A 16,243-nucleotide genomic window follows, 5' to 3' on the forward strand; every position below is an offset into this window, starting at 1 on the left:
AAACTTCCTCAAAGGCACAGTGGGTGATGCGATAAATCTCCTCATGGCTGCGTGTGCCTGGAATTTGAGAAAATGGATGATCAGGGCGCTGGAGGCGTTTTTTTGTGCCCTAAAAAATCGTTTTCACCTATTTTTATGATCTTAAATCCGTTCCGGCTAATAATACGGATATTTTACTTACGTTTTGGAAGGTGGATTTAGTCCGAATCGCCCCGTAAACCCTCATTACACCGTGCTGGAGGTAAGTGTTTGGTTTTTTTCAGGGCCGACTACGTACCAACTAACAGTAACTAAATGATCTTCTACATCTTACTAGGTGTTCTGGCTGAACGATCTTTGGAATTATAGTAAAGTGTGATATATGGGTACTGCTTTTGAATTAGTGGTTAGCTTTTTGCAAGTAGCAGGATGTCTTACGGTCTTAGTAGCGTTTATTCACATTGGATGCATTGTATTTGGTGGAGATTGGTATCGGTTTCTCGGTGCTGGAGAGCAAATAGCAAAGTTGGCTGAAAGTGGCCATCCTTAACCGACTATTGTAACTGGTATTCTTTCCTCAATACTTGCAGAAAATGTTCAAATTAGTTTCGGTGGCTTAGAGGGTATTTTATAATGAAGGCGCAAAGATACTCAGAGTTAGACTGGTTGAGAGTCCTTTTAATCTTGGCTGTATTCTTACATCATGTGTTTATGCCGTTTAATGGCGATGGTTGGCATGTAATGAATGAAGAATCAAGCAAATTGCTTGATGACATCATGGTGTACTTTGAGCAGCTACGGTTACAAACGCTCTTTTTTGTTGCTGGAGTAGGTAGCCTGCTTTTATTAAAAAAGACCAATATAAGAACATTTTTCATCAGTAAGTTTCATCGACTTTTTATCCCCCTAATTTTCGGCATGATACTCATAGTGCCGCCTCAGAATTATTTTGAGAATATAAATGATTACACAAGCCTAGTTGATGCGTATCAGCATTTATTTTTGTCATTCGAGTCTAATCATCTTTGGTTTATTGAGTTCCTTATAGTGTTTATGTTGCTGGCCATCCCGCTTAAGTTAGCGCTCAGTAGCAAAGTGGGCCTTGCTCTTCTCAACAAGCTTGAACGGTTAGCATTATATAAACATGGATTATTTTCACTTGTACTTGTTGTTTTATTGCTGAGGTGCGGGCTTAAACTGCTAGTACACTCTCAAGATAAAGGTATAGAAAATTTTTCTGTTTCGTTGTTTTTCTTGCTGTTCTTTATGGCTGGAATGTGTTTCATTAGTAGCCCTAAAATATGGCAATCTATGACCAATAATCGCTCAACAAATTTAAAATGGTTCATATTTAGTTCAGTTCTGTTTATGGATATTATTTTAAACCAGATATTAGTGAATATGTTCCGCTGCAAATACGTTGGCAACTTTGGTGGCTGGTTTGTACGCTAGTTTCTTGGTCTGGGCTATTGGTATTGCTGGGATATGCAAGTGTGTTGTGCAAAAAAACACCTAAATGGCTCCTTGCAGCAAACGAATTAATTTACCCATTTTATATATTGCATCAAACTGTTATTGTTGTCTTTGCTTTTTATATTGTGCAATGGGATGCAAGAATTGCAATAAAGTCAATGAGCTTATTGTTTAGCGCGTTCATTGTGTGCAGTTTACTTTGTTATTTTGTCGTAAAACCAATAGGTGTTTTTCGCTATCTGTTTGGTTTAAAGTCAAAGCAAGTGACTTATAATAAGTCAAGTCAGACGGACGTCGCAAGCAGCGTCTCTACTTGAGGTATTAGTCTAACTCCATAGAGAGAGGTAGTAGTGAAACTGGATACTTCACCCCAGCATATAGGTATAGTTGGATGTTCTGCCGAAGGAGCTGCACTTTGCTACAAAACGATATGCATTGAAAGCTCAAAAATTTTAGGAAAGCATGCGCATCCAGAAATTTCTATGCATACTCATTCCCTAGCAAAATATGTAGATTGTCTGAACTCCAATGACTTATCTGGTGTTGGTGAGCTAATGCTTTCCTCCGCTCAGAAACTTAAGATGCAGGGTGCTGATTTTCTAATCTGCCCAGATAACACAATCCATCAGGCGTTAGGATACGTAAAAGAACGATCACCACTACCCTGGCTTCACATAGCTGAGGTAGTAGTACTAAGCGCAAAATCCCGAGGTTTTCGGCAACTTGGAATATTGGGAACTAGGTGGTTAGTAGAAAGCAATGTTTACCCAGAGAAAGTGGAAAGCTTGGGCCTCACATGGAAACGTCCTGCCAGCGAAGAGATAAATGAAATGGGACGCCTCATCATGGAAGAGTTGGTTTGTGGTATCTTTATGCCAGAATCAGTAACTTACTTTCAGAGCGTAATTAAGAATTTAAAAGATGATGGTTGCGATGCTATTGTACTTGGATGTACCGAAATACCTCTAATTATTAACGATTCCAATTCCCCTCTACCTACATTGAATTCTAATCGTTTATTGGCAGAGGCCGCAATTAAGGAAGCAGTGGAGTATAAAAAATATATCTAATAAGGTACCACAATAGGGTAAATTACTTACTACGTTCCCAGTTTACTGTTTGGTGCGAGACTGCTAAATACCGGCAGACTAAATGATTAAGAAGTTCGAGGATTATTATAATAAAGACATCTTCTAGCTATTCTCAGCTAGAGGATTAGAAAGTGTCTGTAAAAAACAGATGGAAAGATCGAGACCCAAATGGTCGAATCCAACGTAAGTATACAGGACCTTATTCTACATGTTGCTTTAATCACACACCGAGGTGGTGGGTTCAGCTCTACATGACTAAGCCCCGGAGACGATTGAATAAGCAGCTATGTATGGCCATGATGAGAGGTGAAGATCCTGAAAGCTTGATTTTTCCTTTGGGCAATAATAAACCTCATGAATATTACTGGTGAGGTATACCTAATGAGGGGGTGAGATTCGCTCCACTCCTTCAGTCTTCCCAGCCACTGTGTGCCCTTGCCGCTTACCTCTTGCGTTAGCATGGTAATCGAAACTTTATATACCTTGCTTTCTGATGGGGGTTAACCACTATAGAGGCCGAGGTTTTAGCTGGGGCTCCTGCCTTGCAGAATCTGCTTCTCAATGATTCCCGCTGATCATTTTATGTTCGTTTTGAGTGTGAGTGGAGATTTCTTCGTAGTGGAAGGGTAGGGATTTGGGGCATGGATTTCTATCTTTACTTGTCTACCCTTCACTTCTGGTAACGAGACTGAGACATTCGTTCCAACTCCTAGGCTTTCGCCGATTCGGCGTTTTAGGTTAAACATATTTGTTCCCTAATGATTCTCAGACCGTGGGAGGGGGAGTCTCCGGTTGAGAGGCTTGGAAGGTGGCGTATAGTGGGAGTGGGGCGTCGCGCAGGAGCGGTAAGTGGAGAACAGGGGAAGGCGAGGGCTAGATTTCCAGAGCTTGAGGAATCGCTCCGGGCCGTTGAACATACTGCAGTTTATAGATGAGCGACGTATTTATTTCTCAGATGTAGCTTGTTTGGTTGAAACACAGTCGTGTTACTTTATCTTATGAGACAATGAAATAGGCTAATCGATAATATTCTGCTAGACCAAACACTATGTAAAAAAGATGAAATTTGATCGTTACGGGAGTTTTCGAGGTAGTATCAATCAATCGTTAGGTTATCGCCTTGTAGCTCTAATTACTTTTGAGGAGGGTTTAGGTGAATGTCTGTTTCGCTATCCCATGAGTCTGGAACGTTTCAAAGAATAGAGAATCAGAATGATGCTGATGTTTTAATCCTTGATGCGCATACTAAAAAGGACTTAGTTATTTTTAGTGACGATTCTAATGAATCAAGCTTGTTCCATTTTTGCAATCTTACGAAGACCAAGGGAGGGGCTAAAGTACTGCGGCGGCGTATGGAGAGACCGTGGTCGAGCGCATCGAAAATTCGTACCACTCAAGCATCTCTCTTGTACATTCTTGGGCATTCGGAGGCCTTCACTAGTCTGCCGTCAAATTATGTTACAGACCGAGTCGATCACTATATCCGTGATGCGCTACCGATAGTGGCTCATAGCAATTTGGTGGAGTTCATTATTAGTGCTTTTTTGGTAAGGACTGACAATGCACGTCATTATAACGCCATCAAGCGTGGTGTACTACTTACTTGCGGACTTATCAAAGTGTTACGACGCTTCGTAGACCAAGCTGAACTTAAATCACCGACTGGTGAGCTAGCTTATATGATCCAAGAATTGCGGGCGCTTCTCAGTCGTACTGGTTTGTCCGGAGTCCCGAATCAAGAGATTAAAGGCTGGACCTGGAAAATCCTTCGTCTTGATCAACTTTTCAGACTTTGGGAAAAGGAAGCATTAGATCGAATATTAAGGCTGACCTACGAGATAGATGCACTTGTAGCAATGACCAATACTACCCGCAAATACGGATTGGTTCTGCCGTGCGTCGAAGAGGGGCAACTTCGAGTGTTTGCCGAAGGTCTTGTTCACCCCTTCGTTCGCAAAGCGGTACCAAATTCGATAAAGCTCGACCATCATAAAAGTGTACTCTTTTTGACAGGGCCGAACATGGCTGGTAAGACGACCTATCTACGCTCTGTTGCTACAGCACTATATTTAGCCCACCTAGGGATGGGTGTTCCCGCGAATAGCTTTCGCTTCGTGCCCATGCAGCGTCTCTTCTGTACCTTCTCTATTAGTGATGACCTGCACAGAGGCATAAGCTTTTTCCGTGCCGAGGCGTTACGAGTAAAAGCTATAGCCCAGGCTGTAGCAGAGGGTTACCGGGTGATAGCGTTTATGGACGAACCATTCAAGGGGACAAATGTTAAAGATGCATTCGACGCTACGCGAGCGATTTTCGAAAAACTTGCTGTGAAAGAAGATTGTCTATTTATTCTTTCTTCGCACTTAATCGAGCTGAGTGAGCTGTTAAGAAAAGGAATAGACTACCGATGTTTTGATGCAAAAGAAGAGGGCGAGCGCCTGAGTTTTGATTACTTATTACGTAGTGGAGTTTCCAGTCAGCGATTGGGTATGCGCGTACTTCACGAGGAAGGAATATTTCAGTTGCTGGATAAAAGTGTTTTAGCGGAATAAAGCGATTTTGCTGTTTTTTGTAGAACCTGTTGTAGCCAACTTCGAAGTACTACTGGGTCAGAAGGAAAGAATACACTGAACTCGAGACTCGCTGTGAATACATCCCTTCCTTCTGATGCAGTAGTAAGTTCCGTAGGCTTGTTTAGGCCGCTTTGCACAAATCACATAATTAATGCCCTCGAATTTATTGAAGATAGATGTTAAGAGAGACTATATATGAAAATTTTGATTAATTTTTTGATTAAGTATTTATTTGTTTCGCTTCTCTTTTTCTATAGCGTGGTAGCATTCTCGCAGAAAGATAAAGTGGAAAAATTGGATGTCTTAATTCTTGATGGAAAAGTCATTGATGGATCAGGTAATCCATGGATGAGGCAAGATATTGGGGTTGTGGACGATAAAATAGTTTTTATGGGAAATGCTGACAATCTTAAGCGCGAGGCAAAATTAATTATTAATGCTGAAGGGCTTTATGTTACACCGGGATTTATTGATATGCATAGTCATGCAGATCTCAATGATCCACAGGGTAAAAAAATGTTACCGCAGATCTATCAGGGCGTAACTTCAGTAATTGTTGGTGTAGATGGATTTGGAAAAAATGATGTCCTAGAGCAGTATGAAACGGCTCAGGATGGTGTAGAGAAAGCCAGTAAGACCGGAGTCAATGTAGGAACCTATGTGGGTTTTAATCAGGCTCGAATTAGTGTTATGGGTATGAGTGATGAGCCAGCCAATGATACAGAGCTAGCAAAGGTAAGTCAATACCTTGAAAAAGGCGTTCAACAAGGCGCATTTGGGGTGTCAACCGGTCTTTTTTATCGACCTGCCTCTTATGCTTCAACAAAGGAAGTGATTGAGTCTTTATCTTTCTTAAAAAAATATAAAGCTATTTATGACACCCATGATCGTGATTTAGGTGCGGCATTAAATGGCGTTGGGTATGATGCTTCGGTTGCAGAAGCCATTAAAATTGGCGATGCAATTGATGCTAAAATCATTTTTAGTCATTTTACCCCGCAGGGAAAACATAATGCCGGCAGAGCCCAAGCAGGGGTTGATTTAATCAATAAAGCAAGGGCGGATGGTATTCAAGTATTTGCCGCACAACACCCATATACAGCGACTCAGAGTTCACTGTTGGCTTATACCATACCAAATTGGGCCCTAGCAGGTGGGCTACCGTCTTTATTTGAACGATTAAAAGATGACAATATACGCCAGCGTCTGCAATCTGAACATAAGCAGATGCTTGATATTCGTGGAGGCCCGGAAAAATTATTTTTTGTGGATAATAACCAAAAGCTTAATGGAAAAACCCTAGCAGAAGTATCTAAAGATTTAAATCTCTCCTCGCTAGATGCTGTACTTCATATTGCTAAGGAGCAAAAAGATGCGGCTGTGATGAATCTTGAATTATATGATATGAATAATATCCGATTGCTGGCAACACAGGAGTGGATGATGACCAGTTCGGATGGAGGTTCACATGCTTCTCCAGGTCGGAGAGCACATCCTAGAACCTTTGGTGCATTTGCAAAGAAGATAAGACAATTTGTTGTTGATGAGTCATTAATTTCACTACCTTTTTTGATTAGAGGTATGACAGCATTACCGGCAAGCTTTTTGGGCCTTAAGAAGCGAGGCCGATTGGCTCCTGGTTATTACGCTGATATTGCTATCTTTGACTTGGATAGAGTTAAAGATAGAGCAACTTATGAAGACCCCCAGAGATACGCAGACGGGTTTGTCCATGTGTTAGTCAATGGTAAGTTGGCCTTGCATCATGGTGAAATAGAGAATACGGGGCTGGGAAAGATTTTACTCAGGCACCAATCACTCGTAAGTGAAATGCCGATCACACAACAAGTCAAGGGGAAGATTTTAAATGCTTTTGGTGGTGAAAGCATATTACAGAATATCGAATCATTGACTTCAACGTTGCTACTATCTGCTAACAATAAGCCCTCACGAAGCAAGGTGCAATATCTGAATTTTTCAGATGAATCAGTTGCTGAATATTCACACGAAAAGAATATGACTTATTTTGCAACACAGGATCAACTGGAAATATATCAAGATGGTAAATTTGTTGAGATTGATTCTTCTGCTTACACGGATGTTAATAATAAAAGCCGGCTACTTAATGGTTTGTGGCTCAACTTTCTTTATTTTCTGCGTAATCCATTGATGGAAGTACAGGGGCCATTCGATATACCGGCACACCGGAACGAGAGTTGGTGGAAGCTCTCCGTTGGAGAGAAGAAAACTCCTTTAATTGGTATAGATACCAGCAGCGGTCGTATCAAAAAGGTACTTTTTGAGGATGGCGTTTATGTGGAGGAATTTGATTATAAAAAGCTCGACTCTGGCATTATTTGGCCGCACCAATTTAATATTGTAAATAAAGGAAAAGTGCAGCTAAATGGGCAATACTCTGCGCTAGACATCAATGCAGAACCTAAATTTGAGGTGATACCATCTTGGTTTCCTACCTTTTAGCGCTACATTCAACATATTTTGTAACTCGTTGTTAGGTAAGCGGCTAGAGTGGCCGGTGTGCCACTCAAGACCTGAGCTATAGGTTTAGTTTTTAGCTACACTAGTTCAGATCTGACTTGACAGAGCACTGTCCGTAAAAGCGGTAACTATCAGATTAAGTATGAACTAATGCATTTTGATTAGCTCAGGTCAAATCTGACACATCCTCTTGAAAGAGAAGGGTTTACCCCTTTTGATGAGTAAAACCAAGGATAAACCCTATGATCCATACTAATGAGCGCATCATCAAACACAAGACCGAATTGTTGTATCCGGCAGAATAGCTCGGCAACATCTTCAAAGCTTTTAAGATACTCAGTATATCGAGAGATACCTTCTATCGATACAAGGAAGCGGTTTCCAGCGGCGGCGTGGACGCCGTCTAAGAAAAGAATCGCCGGGTGCCTAACCACAAATCGTGTCGACACTGCTACTGAAGAGGCAGTCTTGACATATCCCTCCAAGAGCCTACTCATGGACAGGCTCGACTCCCCAACGAGTTGCCTAAGTGCAGTGTGTTTGTGTCCCCCAGCGGCGTTCGAAGTATCTGGTTACGACATGACCTGGTCAACTTCAAATTGCGATTAAGTGGGCTTGGTACCAAGTTGGCTGAGAAGGGGCTGATCTTCTCGGCGTCACAGGTTTAGGCTTCTGAACGAAAGCGGTATGATGATAAGGCTTGTGGTGAAATTGGTACTCAACATCCCGACGATCTGCGTTCGCAGGTTACCTTTTACGTAAGGGCATTTAAGGTGGGCGTATTTGCCACCAAACCTTTGTCTATACCTATACAAAAGTGGCCCACTGTTAGCTGTATACTACCAAAGTGCCTATCACTGCGGCAGACCTGCTGATTGACGTACTACTGGATCAGAAGGATAGTATACACTGCGCTCGGGATTCGCTGTGAATACATCCCTGTAAGCTCGTAATCGGCATCCATACCTCATACGGTCCCGAGCGTAGTGTATTCTTTCCTTCCCCCCTTTTAGTATATTACCGTTTTACGCTATGCATAATCTACCACTGCTACATATCCTGACTAACCGCACTACTGAATATTGTGGCACGTTAAAGCAGCATTATTATCAGTTATATCTTAATGTGAGCGAAATAGAGCATATCAAGATAAAAATTAGACATCTGTAAACGAATGGTATCTGTGAGCGCTTCCACAAAACTATTTTACAAGAGTTCTATCGAACTTCATTGTGTCGTAAGATCTACAGGCCTTTAGGAGCTTCAAAAGGATCTAGAAGGAAAAGCTATTAAACTAAACTTTGCTTAACACAGTACCTTCTGAAAAATCGGTAACGGTCAAGTCTGAACTGCTACACCTTATCAAATCAATATTCAATTTAATACGTGCCAATAGTTTAGAAATTACAGGAATAACAAGATGACAGATCAAGCTATTATCTTAGCTCGACGTAAAGCAGCGGTTAAAGCATTAAATTTCTTTAAGTACAAAGCGATACAAAGTGCCAATAACCCGCTTGCTTTTATGTTTGATCCAACTGGAAAGAAATATGCATCCGATGTGATTGCACTGTGTCGCTCAAATCACCAACCTCATAATGCTAATGACATCGCCCAATCTTTAGAGGATTCAGCCAGAACTGGTTTCGGTAATTGTAATGAAAAAGCGGCTATCTGCTACAGCTCACTGAAATCTGACCCTTATCTGACTGATGGAAATCATCATGTCACTATGGTGGGGGCTGTGGGCTATGATCATGCTTATTGCGTAGTCTCTGACAACCCCCTGACTCCAAATATGTCAATACATAGACTGGGAAGATTGGCAATGATTGTCGATGGCTGGACAGAAGATTGGTACTTTCCAAATCTGGATATTATAGGCAGAACATACGGCTCTGCGATTACCTTCCCGAACCCAAGGCAGGCATATATTCGGATTAAAACTCGGAATCACCAATTAACACCAGCTGTGACTATTGATACACCAAACAGAAAACTGAAACAAACAAATAATCGCTTCTAATTGAGGCGGTTATATTTAAAATGTTTATAAGTTTGCGCGCAGCTTGTCGTTTGATGTGCCTGACATGCTACTTTGCATATGTTATCTAAGCAGGCTAATAGGGAGAAATTTGACCTGAAAATTATTGCTCGCTAACTCCGTGCAATGCCAATACCAGTATGCAGATTTAAAAAAACCTCACTCGCTGCTATTTTTAAAGTTGCAGGATTTTCAATTTTGGCATGGTTGTAGAGTTACCGTGTAAGTGATAAAGTTCACTTTCACATGTAGCTGACGCTCAGGCAGCGAATCTCGCACAGCCATACATAGCAAGAGTATGGTAGGGATGTCTACGACGTACAACATGAAAACGTAATTTTGATAATCACAGCTTTGCATCGCTGATTGATAAGAGTTAGGCCCTATAGAGGGGGGCTCGGGTGAGGCCTCCTTACCTGGAGAATCTGGCCTCAACGACTTTCTTTGCCTAGTTTTAGTTCTTTTCGATGTGGACCTATATTTCCTCTCTATGGATAGATTGGGATTTAGCGTGCGGATTCTTATCTAAATCGTCCACGGCGGTTTTGACAGTTAAATCTAGCTCTGCGTCTTAGAATTCAAGAGTATCTCCTCTTGTTTCTTGAAGGGAACAGCTAGCTCATTGATTCATAAAGACTCCCCAAAAATATTTAGCAGGGATACTATTGAATTATAATTAATCTACTCTATATCTTTTGTGCTTTTCTTGGTTGTTGAGCTGAGTGAGCTTTGAAATTATAGAGAGGGGTGACATTTAGATGCTGCTTTTTGAGTTAACTGTTAATTATAAATAAATAGGACACTGATGAAGAAGCTAATCTCATTTTTACTTATCTTTTTATCCAATGTTTGCTTTGCTGTTGGATGGGAAGAATTGTCTATAGAGTCTGCCAATGAGCGCAAAATTAATATTGTCATTTCATACAATGAAAAACGATATTGTCATAGGGTTGAGGTATCACTACCAAGTAAAATTATATTTGAAAATATAGGGGAAAGAGAGCTTTGGTCAGTACATTATCGAACGATCACGGAAAGGGATAAGGGGTGGCAATTGTTTCCCAAAGGTGCGGAGATAATATTGCCTGTGAAGTCTCTAACAAAGAATGGGAATAATATTTCGATGTGCTTGAGTGAATTAGATCTAAGGTTTGGCTATTTATCAGTAAATTATGGTGGACTAGCGGGTTCCCCTCCGATGATTGTGTTAATAAAAATAAGTGATTTTAAGTAAAGACATAACGAATAAGGATAAATCACGCGGCCTCAATACGGGTGTAAATGATTCTGTGTGGCAGCTCCTGTAAGGTAATTATTTGTAGTTGGTGAGTCGGTCGCCAAATTCGATCATAAATCAATATAATGCTGGCTTCCAGTTCCGGTTTGACGCTTTAAAGTCAACATGTTTGTTTCCCACTGATACTCAAGCCGTGGGTGGGCAGTGCGTAGTTGGCAAGCTTGGTAAGTATTTCTTGGGGGCGGAGTAGGTGAGCGTGCGAGGGTAGTTGGTGTGAAATTAGGAGTGGATTTTTATCTAAATCGCCCATAAGATGTAAGTTAAGGCGGTTATGATAGTTAAGTCTCGCTCTGTATATCAGAATTCAAGAGCAGCTTCTCCTATTTCTTGAAAAGAACCAATAGCTCATTGATCCATAAAAGCTACCCAATGAGATATATATCAAGGAAATTAAAGTATTATAGAGAAGCTGTTCTACTACTTTATTTGAACGTATGTGCTAGTTAAGGGCGATTTATTAATCCTCAGTTTCTTTTTGGGCGGTCAAGCTAACGAGCTTTGGAATTAAAGAAAAGCATGATATATAAACACTGATTTTTAATTAACTGTTACATGCTGGCGAACTGTTTATCACAGTACAAAAGGAATAATTATGAAACAATTTAGGATTTTGATATCTATATCTTTTCTCATCATCAGCTTCGCTGCTTTATCAAACAGCTTAAGTGTAGAAAAAGTATCTGAACACTTATATGTCTTGAGTGGAAAAGAGTACACAACCAATATCGGTTTAATTGCACTAGAAGATGGCTTGGTTTTAATTGATCCTATGCCAGGAAATAATCAGTTTAGTGAATTAGATCGTGAAATTCGCTCAATTTACGATAAGCCGATTACTTTCATCTTGAACACACACGCACATTCTGACCACACAGGTGGAAATGAGTATTTTAAAAAGCAAGGCGGGAAACTTATAGAGAATGCCTTTAATTTAGATGGCTTTACTCATATTAAAGTCAAGTCTCATTCAGCAATTGACAACATCTACTACCATGAGAAAAGTAATACTATATTTGTCGGTGATGTTTTCGATACTAGTTGGCATCCAACATTTTATTCTGGCGGAATTAAAGGTTTTAATGCAGCCATTGATGCTATTTTAGATTTAGGTGATGATCAGAGCTTGATAATACCTGGACATGGTGTTCCAGCAAATAAATCATCATTACTTGGATTTAGAAAAAATACTTTTGAATGGATAAATAAAATTCGAGAACTTAATCAAAAAGGGTGGGATGTGGAAAGAATAATGGGTGATACACAAGTTCAGGACATTTTGGAAAAGTTTAATGTGAATAATAAATCCTCATTCCTTCCTCAAAAAGCATATAAGAGATTTGTAGAAAGAACAATTACAGTAATAAAAAGAGAAAAACATGTGAAGAGCTGATTGATCAGACGACTTTTACTGTACCGGTTTTGGGCAATACCCATTATTTGATTGAAGCAGAAAATGACATGCCTGTGTCCGAGTTTAGTGAAAAGCTTGCTGCCTCAAAAATATAATAGAGTTAATTGATGCATTATAACTAAAAAAATTTGAACTATATACGAGAAGCTCATAAGAATCTTTACACGCTTTCCTTATCTTAAGAAGAAGCCATATTGAGGTAACCATTTCTGGGCGAAGGAGTGCTGTGCGGATACGGTTGGTGTAGATGCTGACATGATAGTAAATGTGTAAAGCATCAAGAGAATAGGGAGCAGCGGCACATTGGTTGGATTTACGCTGATATTGTAATACAGGGTAATTCTCGTCCAGCCTTCTAAAAAGGCTGGGTCAATAATCCCCTTTTAGAGGGTCAAAGACAATTCCGCATTGCAAGAATGCGGAGTTTTACATAGTTGTGCTGACGAGCTTTGGAATTATAGAGAAGCGTGATATATAGATACCAATTTTGAGTTAACTGTTAGTTGCCTAAATAATGAATCAAGGAAAGGTCTATGTTTGGAATGAGTTGGGTCAAATGTTGCGCGTTACTATTTTGGGTGATTCCGAGTATGCTTTTGTTTTACGTCATTAATTTGGCTGCCAATGATTCATACTTTGCTTTTGTTGCTGTAATTTTCGGTTGTAATTTGGTTTATGATGTTACAAAGAAAATAGTTACATCACCCATCAATGATTTCGATTCCTGGAGTAAAATCGGGGCTAGATATGGGCTTGGAGTCCTATACTTTATTGTCTCAATCGTTGGCTTGTATGCGGAAGCTAAAGTTTCAGCTCCCACATATGTGTTAGCCGTTCTAATATCGATTCCTGCATATTTAGCGAGTATTTACTATTTTACAATGGCGGAGGATGCCTTTAAAAGAGGTGTGATGCCGGCATCAAGTAACTAACAACCATACAAGCGCGTTCACTGGGCCAAACCGCTACGCGGCTCGTCCAGTGATGCGGGCATTATACGAAAAGGAGCACATAGAAATGAAACGTAGAGAATTTCCTCAAAGTGATAATATGCAGTAATGTCCATGCTGTGATTATTATTCTTTGGCTGAGAGAGGAATGCTGTATGTCCTGTTAGTTTCTGGGTAGATAACTGCCTTGATTAGAGAGGCCCTGATTGGGATGCTAAGTCAGTTACAAACAACGATATGATGTTAAGGGAGGCACGATTTGACTTTAGAAAATACGGGGCTCGTACATCAGATTTCTCAGAAGTTGTAATTGATGAAATTGAAAGAGATTCACTCAAGCATGTGGCTAGAAGCGAATAACAAGTTGATGCTGTTCGTTCCGGCCCTATGGGCCTCCAATGAACAATCTACGCTTTGTGCGGCCTTCCACAGATCAAGGCGTTAGCGCAATATTCGAAGCTTGATATATCTTGCTGTCTAATAAGGTTTTACTGCTAGAAAAGAAGCTCGACCGCAGCCTCCTTCTTTGGAGAATCTGCTCTCAATGTTTTCCATTGCCTATTTTTCGTTTCCTTTCAATAGGCACATATATCTCTTCTCGATGAATGGCGAGGGATTTGGGCCGTGGATGCCTATCTTTACTTGATTGCCTTTCACTTCCAGCACTGTGACTCGGAAACCTTTTCTAATTCTTAGGTTTCCACCGGCTTGGTACTTTAGGATCAACAGGTTCGTTTTCTACTGATCCGCACGCCATGGGTAGGCATTCCGTGGTCGGGAAGTTTGATAAGTGATTCTTGATGCCGGAGTAGATGGGTGTGCGGGGATGGTAGGTGCGAAATAGGGAGTGGATTCCTATCTAAATCGCTCAAAATATGTAAGTTAAGGCAGTTTTGACAGCTATGACTTGCTCTGCATATCAGAATTCAAGAACAACTTCTCTTATTTCTTGAAGAGAGCCAATAACGCACTGATTCATAAAGTCTTCCTCAAAGATATAAAGGAGGGAAAGTACAGAATTATAGGGATGTTGCTCAATATCTTTCTCTGAGCATAAGTACCAGCTAAAGTTAACTTCTTGATCCTCAGCATCTTTTTGGGTGGTCGGACTGACGAGCTTTGGAATTAAAGAGAAGTGCTATATATTGATGCTGATGTTGAGTTAACTGTTATGTGGCGCGTACTTATTGCAAATGACATAGAACAGCATTATTACAAGCCGATGGAGGCTTCACGATGCCCCGAAAAATTCTGCAACCTGAACAATTGAACTTTCAACCGCGCCCGACATACCCTTATTCTCCCGGCACAAGAGGCGGCAATATGGTGTATACCGCAGGTCAGGTCGCCTGGGGAAGTGACGGCAATATTGTCGGTTTTGGTGATATCGAAGCCCAAACCCGGCAAACCTTAAATAACGTTGGAGCTGTGCTTAAAGAAGGTGGAGCTGACTGGAGCGATGTTTTGAAATGCAATGTCTATCTCAAAGACATGAAGGATTTTCAGAAAATGAATAATATCTTCAGTGAGATATTTCCAGATAATCCACCAGCCAGAACAACAGTACAGACACCGTTGGCCGAGGAATCCATGTTGGTCGAAATTGAGGCGGTTGCCTATATCGGTGATTAATCAAATAAATATAGAATCGATATCAGTTTTTTCGAATATATTCACGTGCCATACAACAAGCGCATACAGGCGGACGTGGCCTTTGGACTCGCCGCTGATGCGTGTGTGCCAGGCATGCCACTTAACTAGCGAGGTGAAAGTTCTCGCACTAGGTATTCGGAGAGCCGAGGGTTAGCCGAAGGGCAAGGTTATTTCCGCGAGGAACTGGCTGGAGGAAACCCAAAGCAAAATTGCGGGGTGATGTATAAGAATCGGATATGAGGTGTGACATAAGTGGGGCCAGTGGGCACGCGACCATTAAGCCCTTCATCTGCAATTTGGCATATGTTTTACAAATCCGACATCCGCGCGAGGAAAGGTAAGTGTCTTATCCTGGGGGGCTGTACTGTGTTGAGGGAACAACTGACGGTAAAGCAATTTAGCGTGATTGCAGTTTAGGACTGATATTTATGAGTTTTTCTGGTTTTATTGGTGACAATCTGGGCTTCATCGCTTCACTAAAGTGTGCGATATCAATTGCGTCTAGCTTGTCAGTTTTGGCGAAGCTTCTGATCTGAGAAGGGTTGCAAAAAACAATAGGTAATCCTGCTTTGTCTGCGGCACAAACAAACTCTAATTCAAGTCTTCCTATGGACTCTATTAGTACTCTTTCGGGTTTGAGCGGTTGTAGTTGTTTAATGGCATCCTTTAAATATCGAGTTGTTTACTGCTGGTATCGATATTGACATTGATCTCTTGAGCTTCCATAAGATAAGCTATCTCCGCCTTGCTATTCGGGCTCGAGGCCCACATGACTACTCGAGTTATGCCTGATGAGTGCTTATCAGGTTCATACTTGTTATCGGTCTTTTATGGGCCGGCCAGGCAGTGAGCTGTGATAAACAAGGCCTTCGGTGGCCGCCGAAGGTGGGTCTCAATTTACCCGTTAGCGAAAAGGATTTTCAACATCAGAATCAGACAAGAACAACCATACAATGCTAGGCAGCCTGCTGCGGGCCGGTGGCCCTCCGCGGGACAGTTTACCTTGTGCACCTTTTACGCGGCTCGCTTTGCTCCCATTTTCGCGCAAAATGCACACACGGTAAGCTGCCCCTGCCGGCGGCGCTAAGTTTTATACACAAGTTTTTCCAGTTTTATTATAAAAATCAATGAGTTACAGTTTTGGCATAGTAAGAGCTACAGATTTGGATGGGTAATTATGCAGGACTGGGTCATGGACGAAGTGAAAAACCAAGTTATGGGCGATGTACGATTGAATAAGCGATTGTCCAATATTCTTAGGAATTTAAGTTCC

Annotated in this window: 13 protein-coding genes and 2 pseudogenes; 12 read left to right on the forward strand and 3 right to left on the reverse strand. The window is 41.1% G+C overall.

Annotated elements, in window-relative coordinates; all coding sequences use genetic code 11:
- The first annotated feature begins 612 nt into the window (after nucleotides 1-612).
- On the forward strand, nucleotides 613-1,431 hold the full coding sequence (locus ACCI49_RS20645) for an acyltransferase family protein (RefSeq protein WP_371841124.1): 819 nt from the start codon (nucleotides 613-615) through the stop codon (nucleotides 1,429-1,431).
- Nucleotides 1,432-1,802: 371 nt separating this feature from the next.
- The gene (locus tag ACCI49_RS20650) at nucleotides 1,803-2,522 is read left to right on the forward strand and encodes an aspartate/glutamate racemase family protein (protein WP_371841125.1); all 720 of its coding nucleotides are present in this window, start codon (nucleotides 1,803-1,805) and stop codon (nucleotides 2,520-2,522) included.
- 596 nt (nucleotides 2,523-3,118) lie between these two features.
- Here the strand turns inward: ACCI49_RS20650 and ACCI49_RS20655 are convergent.
- Nucleotides 3,119-3,289 (reverse strand): carbon storage regulator, encoded by a 171-nt coding sequence (locus tag ACCI49_RS20655; protein ID WP_371841126.1) that lies wholly within the window; start codon nucleotides 3,287-3,289, stop codon nucleotides 3,119-3,121.
- Between the two features lie 411 nt (nucleotides 3,290-3,700).
- Between ACCI49_RS20655 and ACCI49_RS20660 the strand changes: the two genes are divergently transcribed.
- Together ACCI49_RS20660 and ACCI49_RS20665 are read left to right on the forward strand one after the other, a co-directional pair.
- Complete coding sequence (locus tag ACCI49_RS20660; RefSeq protein WP_371841127.1) at nucleotides 3,701-5,095, forward strand: MutS-related protein; 1,395 nt, start codon at nucleotides 3,701-3,703, stop codon at nucleotides 5,093-5,095.
- 216 nt (nucleotides 5,096-5,311) lie between these two features.
- Nucleotides 5,312-7,597, forward strand: a complete 2,286-nt coding sequence (locus ACCI49_RS20665) for an N-acyl-D-amino-acid deacylase family protein (RefSeq protein WP_371841128.1) — start codon at nucleotides 5,312-5,314, stop codon at nucleotides 7,595-7,597.
- Nucleotides 7,598-7,776: 179 nt separating this feature from the next.
- Here ACCI49_RS20665 and ACCI49_RS20670 read toward each other — a convergent pair whose 3' ends face one another.
- On the reverse strand, nucleotides 7,777-8,112 hold the full coding sequence (locus ACCI49_RS20670; protein WP_371841129.1) for a hypothetical protein: 336 nt from the start codon (nucleotides 8,110-8,112) through the stop codon (nucleotides 7,777-7,779).
- A gap of 18 nt (nucleotides 8,113-8,130) precedes the next feature.
- Here ACCI49_RS20670 and ACCI49_RS20675 point away from each other — a divergent pair.
- The 6 genes and pseudogenes from ACCI49_RS20675 to ACCI49_RS20695 form a co-directional block, all read left to right on the forward strand.
- Nucleotides 8,131-8,444, forward strand: a pseudogene (locus ACCI49_RS20675) (IS481 family transposase); the annotation flags it as partial.
- Between the two features lie 182 nt (nucleotides 8,445-8,626).
- Nucleotides 8,627-8,737: pseudogene (locus tag ACCI49_RS25105) on the forward strand (IS481 family transposase); the annotation flags it as partial.
- A 298-nt stretch (nucleotides 8,738-9,035) separates the two neighbouring features.
- Nucleotides 9,036-9,641 (forward strand): hypothetical protein, encoded by a 606-nt coding sequence (locus ACCI49_RS20680; protein WP_371841130.1) that lies wholly within the window; start codon nucleotides 9,036-9,038, stop codon nucleotides 9,639-9,641.
- An 823-nt stretch (nucleotides 9,642-10,464) separates the two neighbouring features.
- Entirely contained in the window at nucleotides 10,465-10,893 is a 429-nt protein-coding gene (locus ACCI49_RS20685; RefSeq protein ID WP_371841131.1) for a hypothetical protein, read from the forward strand.
- Between the two features lie 655 nt (nucleotides 10,894-11,548).
- Nucleotides 11,549-12,346: an MBL fold metallo-hydrolase gene (locus tag ACCI49_RS20690; protein ID WP_371841132.1), complete on the forward strand. Its 798-nt coding sequence runs from the start codon at nucleotides 11,549-11,551 to the stop codon at nucleotides 12,344-12,346.
- A gap of 554 nt (nucleotides 12,347-12,900) precedes the next feature.
- Nucleotides 12,901-13,299 carry a hypothetical protein gene (locus ACCI49_RS20695; protein ID WP_371841133.1) on the forward strand — a complete coding sequence of 133 codons (399 nt, stop codon included), beginning with the start codon at nucleotides 12,901-12,903 and terminating at the stop codon, nucleotides 13,297-13,299.
- A gap of 576 nt (nucleotides 13,300-13,875) precedes the next feature.
- Here the strand turns inward: ACCI49_RS20695 and ACCI49_RS20700 are convergent.
- Nucleotides 13,876-14,043 (reverse strand): carbon storage regulator, encoded by a 168-nt coding sequence (locus ACCI49_RS20700; protein WP_371841134.1) that lies wholly within the window; start codon nucleotides 14,041-14,043, stop codon nucleotides 13,876-13,878.
- Nucleotides 14,044-14,553: 510 nt separating this feature from the next.
- Here ACCI49_RS20700 and ACCI49_RS20705 point away from each other — a divergent pair.
- Together ACCI49_RS20705 and ACCI49_RS25145 are read left to right on the forward strand one after the other, a co-directional pair.
- Nucleotides 14,554-14,949 (forward strand): RidA family protein, encoded by a 396-nt coding sequence (locus ACCI49_RS20705; protein WP_371841135.1) that lies wholly within the window; start codon nucleotides 14,554-14,556, stop codon nucleotides 14,947-14,949.
- 1,198 nt (nucleotides 14,950-16,147) lie between these two features.
- Nucleotides 16,148-16,243: transposase DNA-binding-containing protein (locus ACCI49_RS25145; RefSeq protein ID WP_503629704.1), on the forward strand; the 96-nt coding region annotated here is incomplete at its 3' end.

Source organism: Microbulbifer epialgicus, assembly GCF_041447265.1.
In the GTDB taxonomy this organism is placed as follows: domain Bacteria; phylum Pseudomonadota; class Gammaproteobacteria; order Pseudomonadales; family Cellvibrionaceae; genus Microbulbifer; species Microbulbifer epialgicus.

Coding starts and splice junctions, on each gene's coding strand:
- ACCI49_RS20660 (WP_371841127.1), top strand. CDS start 3,701: ATGTCTGTTTCGCTATCCCATGAGTCTGGAACGTTTCAAAGAATAGAG.
- ACCI49_RS20670 (WP_371841129.1), bottom strand. CDS start 8,112: ATGAGTAGGCTCTTGGAGGGATATGTCAAGACTGCCTCTTCAGTAGCA.
- ACCI49_RS20685 (WP_371841131.1), top strand. CDS start 10,465: ATGAAGAAGCTAATCTCATTTTTACTTATCTTTTTATCCAATGTTTGC.
- ACCI49_RS20680 (WP_371841130.1), top strand. CDS start 9,036: ATGACAGATCAAGCTATTATCTTAGCTCGACGTAAAGCAGCGGTTAAA.
- ACCI49_RS20705 (WP_371841135.1), top strand. CDS start 14,554: ATGCCCCGAAAAATTCTGCAACCTGAACAATTGAACTTTCAACCGCGC.
- ACCI49_RS20690 (WP_371841132.1), top strand. CDS start 11,549: ATGAAACAATTTAGGATTTTGATATCTATATCTTTTCTCATCATCAGC.
- ACCI49_RS20655 (WP_371841126.1), bottom strand. CDS start 3,289: ATGTTTAACCTAAAACGCCGAATCGGCGAAAGCCTAGGAGTTGGAACG.
- ACCI49_RS20645 (WP_371841124.1), top strand. CDS start 613: ATGAAGGCGCAAAGATACTCAGAGTTAGACTGGTTGAGAGTCCTTTTA.
- ACCI49_RS20695 (WP_371841133.1), top strand. CDS start 12,901: ATGTTTGGAATGAGTTGGGTCAAATGTTGCGCGTTACTATTTTGGGTG.
- ACCI49_RS20665 (WP_371841128.1), top strand. CDS start 5,312: ATGAAAATTTTGATTAATTTTTTGATTAAGTATTTATTTGTTTCGCTT.